The sequence below is a fragment of the Priestia sp. YIM B13491 genome, assembly GCF_042787605.1.
In the GTDB taxonomy this organism is placed as follows: domain Bacteria; phylum Bacillota; class Bacilli; order Bacillales; family Bacillaceae_H; genus Priestia; species Priestia megaterium_E.
Window position 1 is genome coordinate 305,913 of sequence record NZ_JBHZOR010000001.1, and the last position, 18,207, is coordinate 324,119.

General features: G+C 37.4%; 25 protein-coding genes. 21 read left to right on the forward strand and 4 right to left on the reverse strand.

Features of this window, described 5'->3' with window-relative positions; genetic code table 11:
- The first annotated feature begins 7 nt into the window (after positions 1–7).
- From udk to ACFX4E_RS01510, 5 genes are all read left to right on the forward strand, one after another.
- A complete protein-coding gene (gene udk, locus ACFX4E_RS01490; RefSeq protein ID WP_013059280.1) occupies positions 8–643 on the forward strand; it encodes a uridine kinase in 636 nt (211 codons plus the stop codon).
- Positions 644–861: 218 nt separating this feature from the next.
- A complete protein-coding gene (greA, locus tag ACFX4E_RS01495; protein WP_013059279.1) occupies positions 862–1,338 on the forward strand; it encodes a transcription elongation factor GreA in 477 nt (158 codons plus the stop codon).
- A gap of 119 nt (positions 1,339–1,457) precedes the next feature.
- The gene (locus tag ACFX4E_RS01500) at positions 1,458–2,015 is read left to right on the forward strand and encodes an isochorismatase family protein (protein ID WP_028410598.1); all 558 of its coding nucleotides are present in this window, start codon (positions 1,458–1,460) and stop codon (positions 2,013–2,015) included.
- A gap of 122 nt (positions 2,016–2,137) precedes the next feature.
- Positions 2,138–3,904 carry a peptidoglycan D,D-transpeptidase FtsI family protein gene (locus ACFX4E_RS01505; protein WP_060745435.1) on the forward strand — a complete coding sequence of 589 codons (1,767 nt, stop codon included), beginning with the start codon at positions 2,138–2,140 and terminating at the stop codon, positions 3,902–3,904.
- A gap of 117 nt (positions 3,905–4,021) precedes the next feature.
- Positions 4,022–4,687: a YrrS family protein gene (locus tag ACFX4E_RS01510; RefSeq protein WP_028410600.1), complete on the forward strand. Its 666-nt coding sequence runs from the start codon at positions 4,022–4,024 to the stop codon at positions 4,685–4,687.
- Positions 4,688–4,699: 12 nt separating this feature from the next.
- Here the strand turns inward: ACFX4E_RS01510 and ACFX4E_RS01515 are convergent, their stop codons facing one another.
- Complete coding sequence (locus tag ACFX4E_RS01515) at positions 4,700–4,915, reverse strand: YrzA family protein (RefSeq protein ID WP_014458162.1); 216 nt, start codon at positions 4,913–4,915, stop codon at positions 4,700–4,702.
- Positions 4,916–5,053: 138 nt separating this feature from the next.
- On the opposite strand from ACFX4E_RS01515, the gene ACFX4E_RS01520 reads away from it, so the two are divergent.
- The 6 genes from ACFX4E_RS01520 (at position 5,054) to ACFX4E_RS01545 (ending at position 9,451) form a co-directional block, all read left to right on the forward strand.
- Positions 5,054–5,695, forward strand: a complete 642-nt coding sequence (locus ACFX4E_RS01520) for a class I SAM-dependent methyltransferase (RefSeq protein ID WP_013059274.1) — start codon at positions 5,054–5,056, stop codon at positions 5,693–5,695.
- 17 nt (positions 5,696–5,712) lie between these two features.
- Positions 5,713–6,408, forward strand: a complete 696-nt coding sequence (mtnN, locus tag ACFX4E_RS01525; protein ID WP_028410602.1) for a 5'-methylthioadenosine/S-adenosylhomocysteine nucleosidase — start codon at positions 5,713–5,715, stop codon at positions 6,406–6,408.
- A 141-nt stretch (positions 6,409–6,549) separates the two neighbouring features.
- Entirely contained in the window at positions 6,550–7,473 is a 924-nt protein-coding gene (locus ACFX4E_RS01530) for a PLP-dependent cysteine synthase family protein (RefSeq protein WP_028410603.1), read from the forward strand.
- A 1-nt stretch (position 7,474) separates the two neighbouring features.
- On the forward strand, positions 7,475–8,608 hold the full coding sequence (locus ACFX4E_RS01535) for a bifunctional cystathionine gamma-lyase/homocysteine desulfhydrase (RefSeq protein WP_098333378.1): 1,134 nt from the start codon (positions 7,475–7,477) through the stop codon (positions 8,606–8,608).
- Between the two features lie 81 nt (positions 8,609–8,689).
- Entirely contained in the window at positions 8,690–8,920 is a 231-nt protein-coding gene (locus tag ACFX4E_RS01540; protein ID WP_013059270.1) for a YrhC family protein, read from the forward strand.
- A gap of 390 nt (positions 8,921–9,310) precedes the next feature.
- On the forward strand, positions 9,311–9,451 hold the full coding sequence (locus ACFX4E_RS01545; protein WP_014458165.1) for a YrzI family small protein: 141 nt from the start codon (positions 9,311–9,313) through the stop codon (positions 9,449–9,451).
- 169 nt (positions 9,452–9,620) lie between these two features.
- Here the strand turns inward: ACFX4E_RS01545 and sigK are convergent, their stop codons facing one another.
- Positions 9,621–10,349, reverse strand: coding sequence for an RNA polymerase sporulation sigma factor SigK (sigK, locus tag ACFX4E_RS01550; protein WP_028410605.1), 729 nt, complete (start codon positions 10,347–10,349; stop codon positions 9,621–9,623).
- 216 nt (positions 10,350–10,565) lie between these two features.
- Here sigK and ACFX4E_RS01555 point away from each other — a divergent pair, with 216 nt between their 5' ends.
- Positions 10,566–10,715, forward strand: coding sequence for a hypothetical protein (locus tag ACFX4E_RS01555; RefSeq protein WP_013085077.1), 150 nt, complete (start codon positions 10,566–10,568; stop codon positions 10,713–10,715).
- 174 nt (positions 10,716–10,889) lie between these two features.
- Here the strand turns inward: ACFX4E_RS01555 and pssA are convergent, their stop codons facing one another.
- On the reverse strand, positions 10,890–11,429 hold the full coding sequence (gene pssA / locus ACFX4E_RS01560; protein WP_013059266.1) for a CDP-diacylglycerol--serine O-phosphatidyltransferase: 540 nt from the start codon (positions 11,427–11,429) through the stop codon (positions 10,890–10,892).
- A 114-nt stretch (positions 11,430–11,543) separates the two neighbouring features.
- Here pssA and ACFX4E_RS01565 point away from each other — a divergent pair, with 114 nt between their 5' ends.
- Positions 11,544–12,326 carry a phosphatidylserine decarboxylase gene (locus ACFX4E_RS01565; RefSeq protein WP_028410606.1) on the forward strand — a complete coding sequence of 261 codons (783 nt, stop codon included), beginning with the start codon at positions 11,544–11,546 and terminating at the stop codon, positions 12,324–12,326.
- A 73-nt stretch (positions 12,327–12,399) separates the two neighbouring features.
- On the opposite strand, the gene ACFX4E_RS01570 is transcribed toward ACFX4E_RS01565, so the two are convergent.
- A complete protein-coding gene (locus ACFX4E_RS01570) occupies positions 12,400–12,540 on the reverse strand; it encodes a sporulation histidine kinase inhibitor Sda (protein ID WP_028410607.1) in 141 nt (46 codons plus the stop codon).
- A 549-nt stretch (positions 12,541–13,089) separates the two neighbouring features.
- On the opposite strand from ACFX4E_RS01570, the gene ACFX4E_RS01575 reads away from it, so the two are divergent.
- From ACFX4E_RS01575 to ACFX4E_RS01610, 8 genes are read left to right on the forward strand one after another with little or no spacing between them, the layout of a single operon-like run.
- Entirely contained in the window at positions 13,090–13,602 is a 513-nt protein-coding gene (locus ACFX4E_RS01575) for a YqeG family HAD IIIA-type phosphatase (protein WP_013059263.1), read from the forward strand.
- Between the two features lie 3 nt (positions 13,603–13,605).
- Positions 13,606–14,712 carry a ribosome biogenesis GTPase YqeH gene (yqeH, locus tag ACFX4E_RS01580; RefSeq protein ID WP_377238337.1) on the forward strand — a complete coding sequence of 369 codons (1,107 nt, stop codon included), beginning with the start codon at positions 13,606–13,608 and terminating at the stop codon, positions 14,710–14,712.
- A 19-nt stretch (positions 14,713–14,731) separates the two neighbouring features.
- Positions 14,732–15,571: a shikimate dehydrogenase gene (gene aroE / locus ACFX4E_RS01585; RefSeq protein WP_028410608.1), complete on the forward strand. Its 840-nt coding sequence runs from the start codon at positions 14,732–14,734 to the stop codon at positions 15,569–15,571.
- Between the two features lie 18 nt (positions 15,572–15,589).
- Positions 15,590–15,889: a ribosome assembly RNA-binding protein YhbY gene (gene yhbY, locus ACFX4E_RS01590; protein WP_013059260.1), complete on the forward strand. Its 300-nt coding sequence runs from the start codon at positions 15,590–15,592 to the stop codon at positions 15,887–15,889.
- Positions 15,890–15,949: 60 nt separating this feature from the next.
- The gene (locus ACFX4E_RS01595) at positions 15,950–16,522 is read left to right on the forward strand and encodes a nicotinate-nucleotide adenylyltransferase (protein WP_028410609.1); all 573 of its coding nucleotides are present in this window, start codon (positions 15,950–15,952) and stop codon (positions 16,520–16,522) included.
- On the forward strand, positions 16,509–17,081 hold the full coding sequence (gene yqeK, locus ACFX4E_RS01600) for a bis(5'-nucleosyl)-tetraphosphatase (symmetrical) YqeK (protein WP_377238338.1): 573 nt from the start codon (positions 16,509–16,511) through the stop codon (positions 17,079–17,081). The genes ACFX4E_RS01595 and yqeK overlap by 14 nt, the downstream gene beginning before the upstream one ends.
- Positions 17,074–17,427, forward strand: coding sequence for a ribosome silencing factor (gene rsfS, locus ACFX4E_RS01605; protein WP_013085071.1), 354 nt, complete (start codon positions 17,074–17,076; stop codon positions 17,425–17,427). Before yqeK ends, rsfS begins: the two co-directional genes overlap by 8 nt.
- Complete coding sequence (locus ACFX4E_RS01610; protein WP_028410611.1) at positions 17,424–18,182, forward strand: class I SAM-dependent DNA methyltransferase; 759 nt, start codon at positions 17,424–17,426, stop codon at positions 18,180–18,182. The genes rsfS and ACFX4E_RS01610 overlap by 4 nt, the downstream gene beginning before the upstream one ends.
- The last annotated feature ends 25 nt before the right edge of the window (positions 18,183–18,207 follow it).

An 18,207-nucleotide genomic window follows, 5' to 3' on the forward strand; every position in this document is an offset into this window, starting at 1 on the left:
ATATAAAATGGGGAAAAAGCCCGTTGTAATCGGTATCGCTGGTGGATCCGGTTCTGGTAAAACAACTGTAACCAAAGCTATTTATGAATATTTTAAAGGGCATTCTATTATGCTTCTTGAGCAAGACTATTATTATAAAGATCAAAGCGATGTACCGTTTGAACAGCGTTTGCAAACAAACTACGATCATCCTTTAGCATTTGATAATGATTTGCTGATTGAACACTTGCAAAACTTATTAAATTATGAGAGCATTGACAAACCGGTATATGATTATGCAATTCATACGCGTTCTGAGAAGGTAATTAGAGAAGAACCAAAAGATGTTATTATCTTAGAAGGTATTCTTGTACTAGAAGATCAGCGCTTGCGTAATTTAATGGATATCAAGCTATACGTAGATACAGATGCGGATCTTCGTATCATTCGTCGTATGCTTCGTGATATTAAAGAACGAGAGCGTACGCTTGAGTCAGTTGTTGATCAATACGTATCTGTCGTTCGCCCGATGCATAATCAGTTTGTTGAACCAACAAAACGCTATGCAGATATTATCATTCCTGAAGGCGGTCAAAACCACGTAGCGATTGACTTGATGGTCACTAAAATTCAAACAATTCTTGAACAAAATGCCATTTTATAATAACATAGCATAGATGCAGGAATTTTTTTGAAGACAATGCAGACATATTCTGCTAACTAAACACAAACATTATAAAGAATAGAGAAACGAGCAGCTTCTGTTTTGAAGCTGTCATTTCTCTATTAACTGATTTTTCCACAGAGTGGAAAATTTTTTGTACATACAGAAATGGACTGTATACACTAGAGATTTTGAGTTCAAGAAGGAGTGAAGGGATTATGGCACAAGAAAAAGTATTTCCAATGACAGAAGAAGGAAAGCTAAAGCTAGAGCAAGAGCTAGAATATTTAAAAACAGTAAAACGTAAAGAAGTTGTAGAGCGTATCAAAATTGCCCGCAGTTTTGGAGATTTATCGGAGAACTCTGAGTACGATTCTGCAAAAGACGAGCAGGCTTTCGTAGAAGGCCGTATTACAACGCTTGAAAATATGATTCGCAATGCGAAAATTATTGAAGAAGATGTAGAAAATTCTTCTATTGTATCATTAGGTAAATCTGTAACATTTGTAGAGTTGCCAGATGGTGACGAAGAAACGTATACAATTGTAGGTAGTGCAGAAGCAGATCCGTTTGAAGGGAAAATTTCAAATGATTCGCCAATTGCTAAAAGTCTAATGGGCAAACAAATTGGAGATCAAGTAACTGTTCAAACTCCTGGTGGAGATATGTCAGTGAAAATTGTATCTGTTAAGTAAAACATCTGGTTGGAAGCGTTCTACTGAATGCTCGTAAGTAAAAAAGCTGACACGCGTCAGCTTTTTTTATATGATTTTAAAAAACGGAGAGAATAGAAAAGATATGTAAGAAAGGAAAGATGAAGATGAAAGATATCGATTTTACTAAAACAGCGCTTGTTTTAATTGATTTACAAAAAGGGATTGTTCCAATTGGAGGAGACGAAATTGTGGAGAAATCTGTTCAGCTTGTGAATCGTTTCCGCGAACAAAATGGATTTATTAGTTTTGTACGAGTAGATTTTCAAGATGGAAAAGATGCGTTGACGCCAGAAACGGATCAAAAGCCATCTGCTCCTCAAGAAAGACCTGCAGACTGGGCGGAATTCGATCCAAGACTTAATGTTCAAGAGAATGATTACATTGTGACAAAACGTCAGTGGGGAGCCTTTTTTGGGACAGATTTAGACCTTCAGCTTCGCCGAAGAGGAATTGATACAATTGTCCTTTGCGGAATTGCAACAAATATTGGTGTGGAAAGCACAGCTCGTGAAGCATTTCAGTATGGGTATAACCAAATTTTTATCACGGATGCCATGGCGACATTTACAAAAGAAGAGCATGAAGCAACTCTTTCTTACATCTTTCCGAAAATAGGAAAGCTAAGAACAACTCAACAATTTTTAACAGAAAATTAATAATAAAAACTTGCTGAATCAGCAAGTTTTTTTGTGAAATGAAAAAAAGAATGAATATTTCTTAAGATAATGGTTTTAAAAGTAATGGCAACGTCGACACTTGTAAAGAGTGAGGTGTAGTCATGAAAATAATTCACAAGCGAATTTATATTACTCTTATTTTTATTTTATTATTAATTAGTGGACTGGGAGCACGGCTTGTTCAACTTCAGCTTGTCAGCACAGAATCTTTTACTGACAAAAAGATTAACTTAATTGAAGGAAGCGTAAAACAGCGTACGCAGGAAATGGTGGTAGATGACGGGCGAGGGAAATTTGAAGATAAAAATGGACAGTCTTTAACATCTATCACGCACAATCGCTTAGTCTTGTTTCCATTTTTAGAAAAAATGAAGTGGCCTGTTCAGCAAGTAAGTGAAATCGTGGGAATGCAACCAAAGGAACTAACGAATAGACTAGCGAATGCTAAAACACCGGTTGTTATTACAAAAGAGTTATCCCATGCACAAGTCGAAAAAATAAATGCATTAAAGGTGCCTGGCGTATTTGGAATTCCTCTAAAAGATGAGCGTCCAGTTCCTCTTGCTGAACATTTAATCGGACTAGAGGCACAAAGCAAACAAATAATTGAAGAGAAGTATAGTGACAAATTGAAAAATGGAGCAATTAAATCAACTACGCCTGTAGGTATCTCAGGGATGCAGAGGGCTTTTGACGAGTTTTTACTGCCTGAACAGGAGTCTAAGCTCCTTTATCATGTTGATCGCCTAGGTGGGCCTATGTTTGGCATCGATGTAAAGTACACGGGTACAGCTAACCCATATTATCCAGTCAGTGTGCGTACGACGCTTGATTTGTCTGCTCAGGAGCTAGTGGAGAATACATTAAATCATTATAAGTTAAAAGACGGAGGAGCCGTCTTAATTGATATAAAAAGCAATAAAGTAATTGCGATGGCCAGCAGGCCTTCGATTAATAAGAAAGATCCATTTAAAAAGCAAAACGGTTCAGACAGCGTAGAAAATCGTTTGCTGACGCCACAAACTCCTGGATCTATATTTAAAACCGTAACAGCAGCTGCAGCGCTTGAACAAAATAAAATTCAGCCTTCTTTGACCTATAACTGCGATAAAAGTATTTATGGCAATAATGTAGAAGAAGATCATCAAAAAGGGCAGCTGACGTTTGAAGAAAGCTTCGCGCAAAGTTGTAATGCAACGTTTGCCCAGCTAGCAAAAGAAATGATAATATCTAATCCGAATATCCTTGAACAATATGCTGATAAGTTAGGACTTATTCAGCCTGTAGGATGGACGGGTGATGTGTTTCACTTTGAACATTTTAAGCAGTTTTTAGGAGAAAAATCGGGAAGAATATGGACAAATGCAAGAGAAAAAAAAGTACCAAATGCTGTAGGGCAAACGGCAATTGGACAGCTTGATGTAAAAGTGACTCCGCTTGCAGTAGCAAATATGATGGCGTCAATTGCACGCGGAGGAGAAAAGAAACAGGTAAAAGCTGTAGATGCGCTAGAGTATAAAAACAATACGTCATTGTATACATTTAAAGAGCATGAGTTAAAAGGAGATACCATTAATAAAGCCACAGCTGCTTCTATGCAGCAGCTTTTAAAAGGTGTCGTACAGAGCGAAAAAGGAACAGGAAGAAGATTTCAAACGCTTCCTTATGAAGTGGCAGGAAAGTCAGGAACTGCTGAAATCAATGTGAAAGACGATATCGTCAATAAATGGTTTGCGGGTTACTTTCCTGCAGATAATCCAAAATATGCAATGGTAGTAGTGGATTTAAATACAAAAAGTGCGATATCTCCCACAAACAGCGTATTTTATGATATTGTTAAAGGGATGTATGACTTAAATACACGTTAAAATAAGAAGAATTTGTAAAAAATATTACAAATATACTTCAAATAAATTTTGATGCTTCATGTATAAGAAAACACATGTTAGAATAAAGCATTATAAAAGTTGGAGGAAATTGTAGCAATGAATAACAATCGTTCTTCAAGACACGAAAACAAAGAAAAAAAAGTAAACCGATTATATAATCTGTTAATTGCTGTCGTAGCAGTTTTAATTGTATTTGTCGGTGGTACGATGATTCTTGGAAACAAGGATAAATCGGATAACCAAGCGGAAACAACTCAAAACAATCCGCAAACAAATGACCAAAAAACGGACAAGACGGCTAAAAAAGACGATGATTCTTCGAAAGAGGATCAAGCGACAGATGATCAAGCAACGGACGATCAAAGTTCCGAAGATGACCAAAGCTCTGAAGATGATCAAGCAACAGATGAAGAATCAAACGACTCAGATTCCCAGGCTGAAGTAGAGAAAAATCCAGAGCCTGGCGTGGCAGAACGCAAGGTAGATCCTTCATGGGATTCAGTAGGTACATCACAAGATGCACCTGCAGCAACATATAAAAAAGGATCAACGGATTGGAACGAAATGCTAAAAGCTGTAGGCGAAGGGTCAGGCATTAGTCCAAGCAATATGACCGTATGGCGTTTAGGGAATAACGGTGGCGTAGGTAAAGCCGTAGCTACGGTTAGTCCTAAAGGCAACTCCTCAACAAAATACCGCGTTCAAATTGAATGGGTAGATGGAGAAGGCTGGAAGCCCGCGGTAGTGGATAAGCTTCAATAAAAAAGCAGCGCGCTAGCGCTGCTTTTTTATTTTGAAATGAACAACTGCAGAGTACAGTTTTTTACCTTGTTCATAGTCCACAGACATTTGATGAGATACGCTGTGCACCTCAAGCAATATCGCTTTATTTTGATCAATTTTTTCAGCAATTTGTTTTTCAAGCACTTTAACATCAGGCGCTTCAAAAAATTCTATTTTATCTTCAATCATTTCAAATTCAAAGTTCATCTTACGACCTCCTTACCTCATTACTATAGTATAGCAAATAGAAAGTTAAAAGCTTGAAATATTTGTAAATGAAGAACAAACGATAGCTAAAAACATACTATATCCATAAGAATTATTAGTTATGAGGAGGCGTTTTTTATGGGGCTAGAGTTTTTAGATATCTTTGAAAAGTGGGCGAATGAGTATGATGCATCGGTAAGCGGGAAAGATGAACAGTATAGAGAAGTGTTTCGCAATTATAATGAAATCTTAGAATATGTAGCAGACCGTTCAATAGGGCATGTGATAGAATTTGGAACAGGGACTGGAAATCTAACAAAAAAACTGTTAGAAAAAGAACTGACTGTAGTAGGAATTGAACCTTCAGTACCAATGAGACAATTGGCACACCAGAAATTAGGGGCAGATGTTTTAGTCACACCAGGAGACTTTTTACAATTTGATACATCATTGTTTCCAGCAGAGAGCTTAGTTAGTACGTATGCTTTTCATCATTTAACAGATAAAGAAAAAGAAGAAGCTGTGATAAACTATGGAAAGTTACTTCAAACCGGTGGTAAAATAGTGTTTGCTGATACAATGTTTGAAACAGCGGATTCATTTGCTGATACCATTGTTCAGGCAAAACAAAAAGGATATACGCAACTAGCAGAAGATCTAGAGAGGGAATACTATACAACGATTCCCGTCTTAAAGCAAATCTTTGAAAGCAATGGTTTTCACATAACCTTTACACAATTTAATCACTTTGTGTGGGTATTGGAGGCAACGAAACAATAGTAGAAAGAGGTTTTAAAATGAAAGTAGCAATCATTGGAGCAATGGAAGAAGAAGTGACGATTTTACGCGATAAAATTGAGAATCGTCAAGAAACAGTAATCGCAGGATGTGAATACTCAACAGGAACAATCAGCGGTGTGGAGGTTGTATTATTAAAATCAGGTATTGGAAAAGTAAATGCTGCGTTATCTACAGCCATCTTACTAGAGAAGTTCAAACCTGATTACGTTATTAACACAGGATCAGCAGGCGGCTTCCATCCAGAGTTAAACGTAGGGGATGCGGTTATTTCAACAGAAGTTCGTCATCATGATGTAGATGTAACGGTATTCAACTATGAATACGGTCAAGTGCCAAACTTGCCTGCAGCTTTTAAAGCAGATGATAAACTAGTTCATCTTGCTGAAGAAAGCGCTCTTGAAGTAACGGATATGAAAATTGTAAAAGGACTAATTGCTACAGGAGATTCGTTCATGAACGATCCTGTGCGCGTAGAGTTTGTTCGCTCTAAGTTTCCAGACCTGTATGCAGCCGAAATGGAAGCAGCGGCTGTCGCTCAAGTATGCTATCAATTTGGCGTACCGTTTGTTATTCTTCGTGCTCTTTCTGACATCGCCGGCAAAGAATCAAATGTTTCTTTTGAGCAATTTTTAGAAAAAGCGGCTGTTAACTCAACGAAATTAGTATTGAATTTTATTACAAAATTAAAATAAGCTGTTCGTAAAATATAGAGTTTGTTTTCGTCTACACTCTGCATCGTTTGTCATAACATGGGGTGTAGACTATATTTTTATTTAATTCCGACTTTATTTATAGGTTAAGTTATATTATTCGATAGCGAGGTGTTCAAGATTATGAAGGTAACCAAAAACGTTCATGAATTGATTGGAAACACACCTATGATTGAGATTACACAATTTGATTTACCCAGAGAAATCAGGATATTTGCTAAACTGGAATATGTTAATCCAGGAGGAAGTGTAAAAGATCGCTTAGGAAAAGAACTGCTGCAAGAAGCTCTTAGCTCTGGAAGACTGAAGCGAGGCGGAACGGTGGTTGAGCCTACTGCTGGGAATACGGGGATTGGGCTGGCTTTAGCTGCTCTTCAGCACGAAATAAACGTTATACTATGTGTTCCAGAAAAATTCAGTATTGAAAAACAGCAGCTTATGAAGGCTTTGGGGGCAACGGTGGTTCAAACGCCTACTGAAGCTGGTATGAAAGGTGCTATAAACAAGGCTCAAGAGCTGCTGCGTGAAATACCTGATTCTTATTGTCCTCAGCAATTTGCTAATCCGGCCAATCCTATGACTTATTACAAAACCTTAGGACCAGAAATATATGAACAGCTTGATGGAAAAATCGACGTGTTTGTAGCTGGAGCAGGTACGGGTGGAACATTTATGGGGACAGCAAAATTTTTGAAAGAAAAAAATCCTTTTCTAAAAACAGTCATTGTTGAGCCAGAAGGTTCGATTTTAAACGGAGGGAGATCCGGCCCTCACTTAACTGAAGGAATTGGAATGGAGTTCATCCCTGATTATATGGAGCGGTCTTATTTTAATGCTATTCATACTGTTGAAGATGTTTGTGCTTTTCAAAGAGTAAAAGAGCTGGCTTTAAAAGAAGGTTTACTAGTAGGAAGTTCTTCAGGAGCAGCCTTCGAAGCAGCCCTGCTCGAAGCAAAAAATGCCGAAAAAGGCGCTCATATTGTTACCATTTTTCCCGATAGCAGCGAACGGTACTTAAGTAAAAATATTTACGGTGGAGGAAGATAAGATGAAACGTAAAACACAGTTGATTCATGGCGGAATTGTTGGCGATGAACAGACGGGTGCTGTCTCTGTTCCTATTTATCAAGTGAGCACTTACAAACAAGAGGGAGCTGGAAAACATACGGGATACGAATATTCGAGAACCGGTAACCCTACACGACACGCCTTAGAAGAACTTATTAAAGAAATTGAAGGAGGGTATGCTGGGTTTGCGTTTGGATCTGGTATGGCAGCTACTACTGCTGTATTCATGCTGTTTAACAGCGGAGATCATGTGTTAATTACAGATGACGTATACGGAGGAACGTACAGAGTGATTACAAAAGTACTGAGCCGTATTGGCATTGAAGCTAGTTTTATTGATACAAGCGACATCGAAAATATTAAGAAAGAAATTCGCCCCAACACAAAAGCTATTTATATCGAGACTCCCACAAATCCTCTCCTAAAAATAACTGACTTGCAGCAGGCTTCTTCATTAGCTAAACAGCATCATTTACTTACCATCGTTGATAACACATTCAGTACCCCGTATTGGCAAAACCCTATCGAAAAAGGAGCGGATATTGTTCTGCACAGTGCAACTAAGTATCTAGGCGGTCACAGTGACGTTGTAGCAGGGCTAGCCGTTGTGAATTCGCCTAAATTGGCAGAAGACCTTCATTTTATTCAAAATGCGACTGGAGGCATTTTAGGACCCCAAGATTCTTGGCTTTTAATGAGAGGGGTTAAAACATTAGGAATACGAATGGAAGAACATGAATTCAACACTGGGAAAATAGTAGAATTTTTACTTGCTCATCCTGCTGTTACAAAAGTATATTATCCAGGATTAAAAACCCATCCAAACCACCTCATTGCTAAAAAGCAGGCAAGAGGTTTTGGGGGAATGGTTTCTTTTGATGTGGGAAGCGAAGAAAAAGCGGAACAAGTACTGAGCAAAGTGAAGTACTTTACATTAGCAGAAAGTTTAGGAGCCATTGAAAGCCTCATTTCCATTCCTGCCAAAATGACTCACGCTTCTATACCGAGCGACCGACGTAAAGAGCTAGGAATTACAGAGGGATTAATTCGTATTTCTGTAGGTCTTGAAGATGTAGAAGATTTAATTGAAGACTTAGAAGAGGCATTGAAATAAGGGTGGTAAAAATAGGATTTTCGTAGACCTATAGATCTATGATAAAGTAGAGTTATAACATTCTACTGAGAAGGTGATTGTATGAAAGCTCAACACATCAAAGCAAAAATTGAAGATTACAGCCGCTTTATTTACGTCCTTCTAGCCGTAAGTACATTCTTGTACATTGGTGTTATGATTGGCCAAGGTGAAAAAAGTGATATGCAGCTTGGAATAATGGAAGCGATCGTTATTCTTTTTGCCGCCCTTGCCTTTTATTTTAGTTATCAAACTAAAAAACTGAAAAAAGAACTAATGAAAGAAAAAGAATAATAGATATAAAAAGGCGATCATACATCGTCTTTTTTTTATGAGGGTTAAAAAAATAAAAAAATTCCCTATTTTTCAAAAAAACAGTTTACTTTTTGTGAGTCCGTGGATATAATTACCATTGTAAGGAAAATACTTTATTAAAAGGAGGTCGAGTCATATGTTAAGACGTTTATCAGTTATGGATCATCCAGCTTCAGCTATGTCCAAAAATCGTCTATATACGTATACTATTCGGCCGTGTTCCTGTATCAAGTAACTTTCTTACCTTGATCATTAAAACACGTTAATTCACCACAGGTGCGAATAGTATCCCTGTGGTTTTTATTATTTTTCAGCCACAGGATGCTTATGCATTACTGTGGCTTTTTTGTGTATAAGGAGGTGATTGTAATGACACTGAACATTTTCTTTTTAACTATTACCATAAAGTCCCGTCAATACTCAGAGGAAGAAATTAAGCATGAACAGTATGTAAGACAATTAGAAGAAGAAATAAAAGACCGCAAGTATGAGTTTTATCGTCATTTCTAATTTGAACAGTGGAAAGGAGTGGATGAATGATGATTAATCAAAAAGGATATATCGTTGTATGGCTGCTTGTGGAGAAAGATTCCACCTAAATGATTAGTAGGGGGAGTAATGATGTGTTTGCTACGGATTATTATTTGGAAACTATTTTAAAAAAGAGCAGAAAGAAGGATTAATTATCCTTCTTTCCGCTCTTTTTTTTCTCTTTTTCGGCTCTGTAAAATTCGTGAAACATTTTCATCAGCGCTCGCTTTTCAATTCGCGAAACGTAACTTCTTGAAATATTTAATTCCTTTGCAATTTCTCGCTGGGTTTTTTCATCCTGCAGATCCAAACCGAAGCGGCCAACAATTACTTCCTTTTCTCGATCATCGAGGATATCGATGTATTCTTTTATTTTTTCTAATTCCATATTTAGTTGAATCATATCAATTACATCGTCTGATTCTGATTTTAATACATCAATCAAACTGATTTCATTTCCTTCTTTATCCTGGCCAATTGGATCATGCAGCGACACATCTTTTTTTGTTTTTTTGAGCGCTCGCAAGTGCATCAATATTTCATTTTCAATACAGCGTGCGGCGTAAGTAGCTAATTTTGTTCCTTTTCCTTGCGAATAACTTTCGATTGCTTTAATTAAACCGATTGTCCCAATTGAAATTAAATCCTCCGCATCCTCTCCCGTATTTTCAAACTTTTTAACAATATGCGCAACGAGTCGGAGATTGTGTTCAATAAGAAGGTTTCGCGCTTCTTGGTCTCCTTGTTCCATTAAAGATAAATATCTCTTTTCTTCAGCAGCAGACAAGGGTTGAGGAAACGCATTGTTTTTTACGTAGGAAACAAGGAAAACCAATTCTTTAAAGAAATAGCCTAGTGCGGTAAATAATGCAGACATCTCTTCACCTCCATAAGGGGATATCAACCTGTGAGAGACTAACATTACACTATATGTAAAAAGAAGGATGTCTTTGCCTGTACGTTTAAAATTCCCCCCGGGGACAAGAGAGTTTGAAAAAGTCCACAGATTTTTCTTTAGAGATAGTTAACAGCCTATACAGAGAAAAAGTATGTACATACGCTAGTAGTAGTTCATAGTGTAAGGAGGGAGAGTATGTACGGTTACGGAGGCTGCTGTTATCCTAATTATCCAGCATACCCATGTGGAGGAGGCTTCGGCTGGGGACTTGGATTGTTGATTGTTCTGTTTGTCCTGTTATTAATTTTCGGAAGCTTCTATTGGTTTTTTAGCTGCTGGTATTAAAAAAACTCATGCATGCGCATGAGTTTTTTTAGATGACATATCCTACCGAATAGAACCATTCATTTTTAAGAATTCTTAAGGAATTTTCGCTTTGTTTCTTAAAGAAGATGATTTATTCTATAATTAAGAAAAGAAGCAAGATGATAATATTCCTCTGTAAAAGTAAATGGAGCTCTATACTTTTTTTAGCTTGAAAGTACTAATCATCAAGCAAGCGAGTACGATAATTAAAAACATATAAAAGTGTGAAGGCAAATAAGGGACGCCCAAGTAGCTAAGAGTTAATAAACAACCTGCTGCAGTAATAGGGAGCCCTGTAAAATACCCAGTATTTTCTGTGATGTTAAAGCGGGCAAGACGAAGTGCTCCGCAAGCAATGTAACAGATGGTAACAATTGAACCTGCAGCACCAAAGTGAGACAAAATACTTTGATAAAGTAGTAGAGCTGGAGCGATGCCAAATGATATAATATCGCACATGGAGTCCAGTTGTTTTCCAAGTTCAGATTCAATTTGCAGCTTTCTGGCTACCATGCCGTCGAATCGGTCTGCTAACGCTGCTAAAAAAATTAGTAATAAACTTAAGTTCAATTCATTTTTCATGACAAATAAAATAGCAAAGCTTCCTAAACTTAAATTAACAATCGTTAAGGAGTTTGCCGCTTGGGATCTCAGCTTTTTAATTGTATGATCTAGATAGTCTAATAAAAACAATTTCCTCACTCCTTTAAAGGATGGAATGAACTAAAGGTAAAAATAATGGTAATTTCATTGTAGACGCAAACCTTATTCTAGTAAAGAACTATTCAGTATGTGGAGGTAAAATTATTGTTGCAGCACCTGTATCGAACGTTTATTGAGCTTACGAATCACCAAGGATCATCGAAGCTCATTCGAAAATTCACTTTCTCTAAATGGAGTCGGTTTGTTATACCCTCCTATACAAAAGTTTTTAAAGTAAATAAAGAAGAAATGGACAAGCCTCTGCATCACTATCAAAACTTACACGAGCTATTTATTCGCCGTTTGAATCCTTCTGCCCGTCCGGTCGATCAGCAGAAAGACAGCGTTGTCAGTCCTGTAGATGCAAAGATAGAAGCATATGGAGTCATTACGCCTCAAAAAGAAATGATTGTAAAAAACAAACCCTATTCTATACAGGAAATGGTTTCAAATGATCTCATTCTTGAAAAATATATAGAGGGACAGTTTATTATTCTCTATCTTAGTCCGAAAGACTATCATCGCATTCACAGTCCTCTTAAAGCCCAAGTGGGGAATACGTGGACCGTTGGACAAAAGTCTTATCCAGTAAATTCATTAGGAATCAAGTACGGGAAAGAACCGCTGGTGAAAAATTTCCGGAAGCTCACGGAGTTAACGTTTGAAAATGGTCACATGCTGATGGTAAAAGTAGGAGCCATGTTTATCAACAGCATTGAAGCGGTTTCTAAAAAAGAAGTAGTCGAAAAAGGGGAAGAAATGGCTTACTTCACGTTTGGTTCGACCGTCATTTTATTATTTGAGAAGAACTCAATCACTTTTGATTCTAACGTTCACTCAGGTTCTTATGTAAAGTATGGAGAACCAATTGCTCATTTGAAAAAATAGAGCCTATATAATAAAAGAGTAGATAGATAAATGAAGATGCAGCTTTCTTTTATTAAGAAGGCTCTTTTATTCGTTAAGAAGGAATTTGTATGTTAATCTTTAATGATCTTCTTTCAATTTCCTCTTCAATTAATTTTATAAAATCAGGGCTTAATTGCAGTTCGGTTGCTTTGCTGTATGATTCAATAAGCAGCTCATCTGATAATTTTCTCATAAGATTGCCGCCACCTCCTACTAAAATAAATATCCTAAAAAGTTATATTTAAATGCTAATAAATTCCTTATTTATAATCTAACATGAATCAAATAAAGGAACAATCGTTCTGTTATCCACAGCTTTCGGTGGATAAAATGTGGGTATGTTGTTTATAATTACCATTAATTGCTGAACTATAACAGAGGATAATGTGTATAAACTTATCCACATAATTAGGCTTATCATTTTTTGTCGAAAACTTTTAACAGAATTTGTTTACCACTTACCCTATTTGATAAGTAATAAACGTTTTCTGCACTATTTTTTATTTTAAGTTTGCAGAGAGTGAATATATCGTAAGCCCACGAACAAATAGAGGTTTGCTACCTTTTGTCAATAACTTTCTGTATAAAGTTAAAGCATTCACAAGGCATATCCTTTATACTAAGAAAAGACCTGTTTTTGAAGAGAATAAAATTTTAGGTTGGAAAATAACAAGAAGTCGTTATAATGATAGACGGCGTTAATTTTAGTATGTAACTATATATTCGAGGTGCATGATACGTGTTGAAACTTTTTTTACCAAATGAACATGTGAAAAACGTGTTTCAAATTAAGCCAGACGATTTGAAAGAGCGCGGAATAAAAGGAATTATTACCGACTTAGATAACACGTTGGTGGAATGGGATCGCCCTGATGCCACTCCGGAATTAATTGAGTGGTTTCAGTTAATGAAAGATAGTGGAATTAAAATTACGATTGTATCGAATAATGTGGAGAAACGAGTCAAGCTGTTTTCAGATCCAGTTGGACTTCCATTTGTATATAAAGCACGCAAACCGATGCGTAAAGCATTTAGGAGAGCTCTTCGTGATATGGAGCTGCAAAAAGATGAGGTTGTAGTTATTGGCGACCAGCTTTTAACGGATGTATTAGGAGGAAATCGTCTCGGCGTATATACAGTTTTGGTTGTACCAGTTGCGCAAACAGATGGATTTGTAACGAAATTTAACCGTAAAATGGAACGAAGAATTCTAGGTTGGATGAAACGAAAAGGTATGATTAACTGGGAGGATTAAAACGTGAGTGAAGAAAAATTACAGTGCGTAGGATGCGGAGTGGAGATTCAAACAGAACGACCGGATGAACTTGGCTATGCTCCAAAATCAGCACTAGAAAAAGAAGCTATTATTTGCCAGCGATGCTTTCGCTTGAAGCATTATAATGAAGTACAAGATGTTTCCTTAACAGACGATGATTTTTTAAAAATCTTAAATGGAATTGGTCAAACGGACGGTTTGGTTGTAAAAGTTGTAGATATCTTTGACTTTAACGGCAGCTGGTTACCTGGTTTGCATCGATTTGTTGGAAATAACAAGGTTCTTTTAGTGGGAAATAAAGCAGATTTACTGCCAAAGTCTATAAAGAAAAATAAACTCATTCATTGGATGAAGCGAGAAGCGAAAGAGCTTGGGCTAAAATCAGTGGATGTGTTCCTTATGAGCGCGCAAAAAGGACAAGGAATTCGCGAAATTGCCGAAGCCATTGAACATTATCGCGAAGGTAAAGATGTATATGTTGTGGGATGTACAAACGTTGGTAAATCAACATTTATTAATGCCATTATTAAAGAAGTAACGGGAGAAAAAGATATTATTACTACATCTCAATATCCGGGTACAACGCTGGATATGATTGATATCCCGCTTGATAACGGCGCGTCTTTATATGATACGCCTGGTATTATTAATCACCATCAAATGGCTCACTATGTAGATAAACGAGACTTAAAGTTAATTTCTCCTAAAAAAGAAATAAAGCCGAAGGTTTATCAGCTAAATGAAGGGCAAACGTTATACTTTGGAGGACTGGCGCGCTTAGATTATGTACAGGGAGGCCGCAAGTCATTAACATGTTATGTATCGAACGATTTGCATATCCATCGTACGAAGCTTGAAAAAGCAGATGAGTTGTATGAAAAGCAAGCAGGTGAACTGCTTCAGCCGCCGCGCCCAGAGCAAATGGATGAGTTTCCTGAACTGGTTGCACATGAATTTACAATGAAAAATGAAAAAACGGATATTGTTTTTTCAGGGCTTGGCTGGGTGACGGTTAATGAGTCAGGTTCAAAAGTTGTGGCGCATGCACCAAAAGGAGTCGGCGTATTTGTGCGCGATTCTTTAATTTAAACAAAAAGGGGAAAAAATCTTGAGTACATTATATGGGCTAGTTGGTTATCCGCTTGGGCATTCACTATCGCCATTGATGCAAAATGATGCCTTTAAACGTCTGAATATGGATGCTCATTATGAAGCTTTTCCAATTGAACCTGTTCATTTTGAGTCAGCCATTGGAGAGCTAAAAGATAAAAACATTCAAGGATTTAATGTCACGATTCCTTATAAAGTTGATATTATGAAGCATTTGGATGAAGTCGATCCATTAGCAAAGGCAATTGGCGCTGTAAATACAGTTGTTAATCAAGATGGCCGTTATATTGGATACAATACCGACGGAGAGGGGTATGTGACGTCTTTACTCAAAGCAGTAGAAGGAAGCTTATCCCAAAAAAGAATTTTAATTATTGGAGCTGGAGGGGCTGCAAAAGCTATTTTTTATACAATTGCAGCTCAGCATGCTCCCGACGTAATTGCGATATGCAATCGTACCGTCGAAAAAGCAGCTGTATTAGCTAACGAGCTGCCTTTTTCGACGAAAACGGCGGCGATGTCTATTTCTGATGCAGAAAAACAATTAGATACATTTGATATTATTATTAATACCACTTCAGTGGGAATGTATCCTAATGTTGATGAGCTGCCTTTAGCACTTACTTTCTTGCAAAAAGAAGCCGTAGTCAGCGATATTATTTACAACCCTTTAAAAACAAAGCTTTTAAAAGAGGCTGAAGCAAAAGGGGCAGGCACTCATAACGGTGTCGGTATGTTTGTACTGCAAGGTGCACTTGCATTTGAAAAGTGGACGAACGTCCGTCCTGACGAAGAGGCAATGGAACACATTGTTCTTTCAACACTAACTAAGAGATAAGATACAACGGAGGTTTTTATGTTAACAGGTAAACAAAAACGTTTTTTACGTTCAAAAGCACATCATTTAAATCCAATTTTCCAAGTAGGAAAAGGTGGAGTCAACGAGAATATGATTGGTCAAATTGCTGATGCATTAGAAGCAAGAGAATTATTAAAAGTAAGCATTCTGCAAAACTGTGACGAAGATCGTGACACGGTTGCTGCTCGATTAACAAAAGGAACAAAAGCAGAGCTTGTACAAGTGATTGGAAATACAATTGTATTATATAAAGAATCACGCGAAAATAAGCAGTTAATGCTTCCAAAAGTGAAATGAAATAGAGCGGGGAAACCCGCTCTATTTAAAAATGAAGTAAATTAAAGGAGTCGGGGATTGTTGAAGAGTATTGGAATTTTAGGTGGAACATTCAATCCGCCTCATTTGGGGCATTTAATGATGGCAAATGAGGTTTTGCATGCCTTGAAATTAGATGAGATATGGTTCATGCCGTCGTATATTCCACCTCATAAAACAATCAAAGAGCCTATTGAGCCATATCATCGTTTACAAATGCTAAAGCTAGCTATTGAAGAACATGATCAATTTATCCTGCAGCCGATTGAATTTGAGCGCAAAGAGCCTTCATATACATATGATACGATGAGAATACTAACGGAGAAATATCCAACGTATCAGTTTCATTTCATCATTGGTGCTGATATGGTAGAATATTTGCCGAAGTGGTATGAAATTGATGAATTAGTCAATTTGGTTACATTTGTAGGTGTAAAACGCCCGGGGTATACCATTACGTCCCCTTACCCGATAAAAGAAGTAGAAGTTCCGCAGTTTGATGTCTCCTCTTCCTTTATTCGCGAACGAGTAGTAAAGAAAGAAACCATTCGTTATTTTATACCTGCTGGTGTTAAACAATATATCGAGGAGAATCAATTATATGAATCGAACTGAGGCATTAGAAATCGTAAAGAAACAGTTAACAGAACGTCGTTATATTCATACTGTCGGGGTAATGGAAACAGCAATTGAATTAGCTAAGCGTTTTGAAGCAGACGAAAAAAAAGCAGAACTGGCTGCTATTTTTCATGACTATGCCAAGTTTCGTCCAAAGGAAGAGATGAAGCAAATTATTATTGATCAAAACATGAACCCTTCTTTATTGGAATACAATACCGAATTATGGCATGCTCCAGTAGGCGCGTTTTTAGTGAGAAATGAAGTAGGGATTACGGATAAGGAAGTATTGGATGCAATTGCTTACCATACATCCGGAAGACGTGGCATGACGTTACTTGAAAAAATTGTGTACGTTGCTGATTACATTGAACCCGGAAGGAGATTTCCAGGTGTTGATGAAGTGCGGGAGTTAGCTAAAACGGACTTAAATGCAGCACTTATTCAATCACTGAAAAACACCATTTCTTTTTTAATGACTAAACATCAGGCCGTTTATCCCGATACGATGATGACATATAATGATTTAATCTTAGGAGGTCAAACACATGACTGAACGTGAATTGCTATCTCTTGTTGTAGAAGCAGCAGACGATAAAAAAGCAATCGATATCGTAGCGTTAAATATGGAAGGAATCTCACTTGTGGCAGATTATTTTGTTATTTGTCACGGTAACTCAGATAAACAAGTGCAGGCAATCGCTCGTGAAATTAAAGAAAAAGCACACGAACAAGGCATTTCTGTGAAGCGTTTAGAAGGATTTGAGCAGGCTAAGTGGGTTCTTGTTGATCTTGGAGATGTTGTGGTTCACATTTTCCATAAAGATGAGCGCGGATATTATAACTTAGAACGCTTATGGGGAGATGCACCATTTGTAAGTTCAGAAGAGCTACAGCTATGAGCAGGTACGGAGAATTTGCCTACGTATATGATCAGCTAATGGCAGACGTTCCGTATGACGATTGGGCTGAATTTTTTAATCAGCAGGTGGCAAAAGCGAAAACAAAGCCTGACAGTATATTAGACCTTGCCTGCGGCACGGGGGAACTCTCCGTTCGATTTGCACAAGAAGGTTTCTCCGTAGTAGGCGTTGATTTGTCTGATGATATGCTTATGGTAGCCCAGGAAAAGGCGGCAGAAGCAGGGGTAACGCTATCTCTTTTTCAGCAAAACATGGCGGAACTTGAGTTATTGAAAGAGTTCGACTGTGTAGTAATCTTTTGTGATTCTTTGAACTATTTGCAAAGTGATAAAGAAGTTCAAGAAACCATTCAACGTGTATATAAGCACTTAAAACCAGGTGGGCTCTTTGTATTTGATGTTCATTCAGTGCACAAGATGAAGGACGTATTTGGAAATCAATCTTTTTCTTACGTTGATGAAGACGTGTCATATATTTGGAATTGCACCTATGACGATACAGACATGCGCGTAGAGCATGATATTACGTTTTTTGCTTATGATGAAGAAATGGATGCATATCATCGCTTTGATGAGGTGCATGCTCAGCGCACTTGGTCGATTGACCATTATCAATCTTGGCTGGGCGAAGCTGGTTTTATAAATATAGAAGTAAGTGCAGATTTCAAAATGAGTGAGCCTACTTCAAACAGTGAGCGCATCTTTTTCTCTGCGCAAAAAAAAGAAGCCGAGTAGAGGCTTCTTTTTTTGTTTCAAAGCA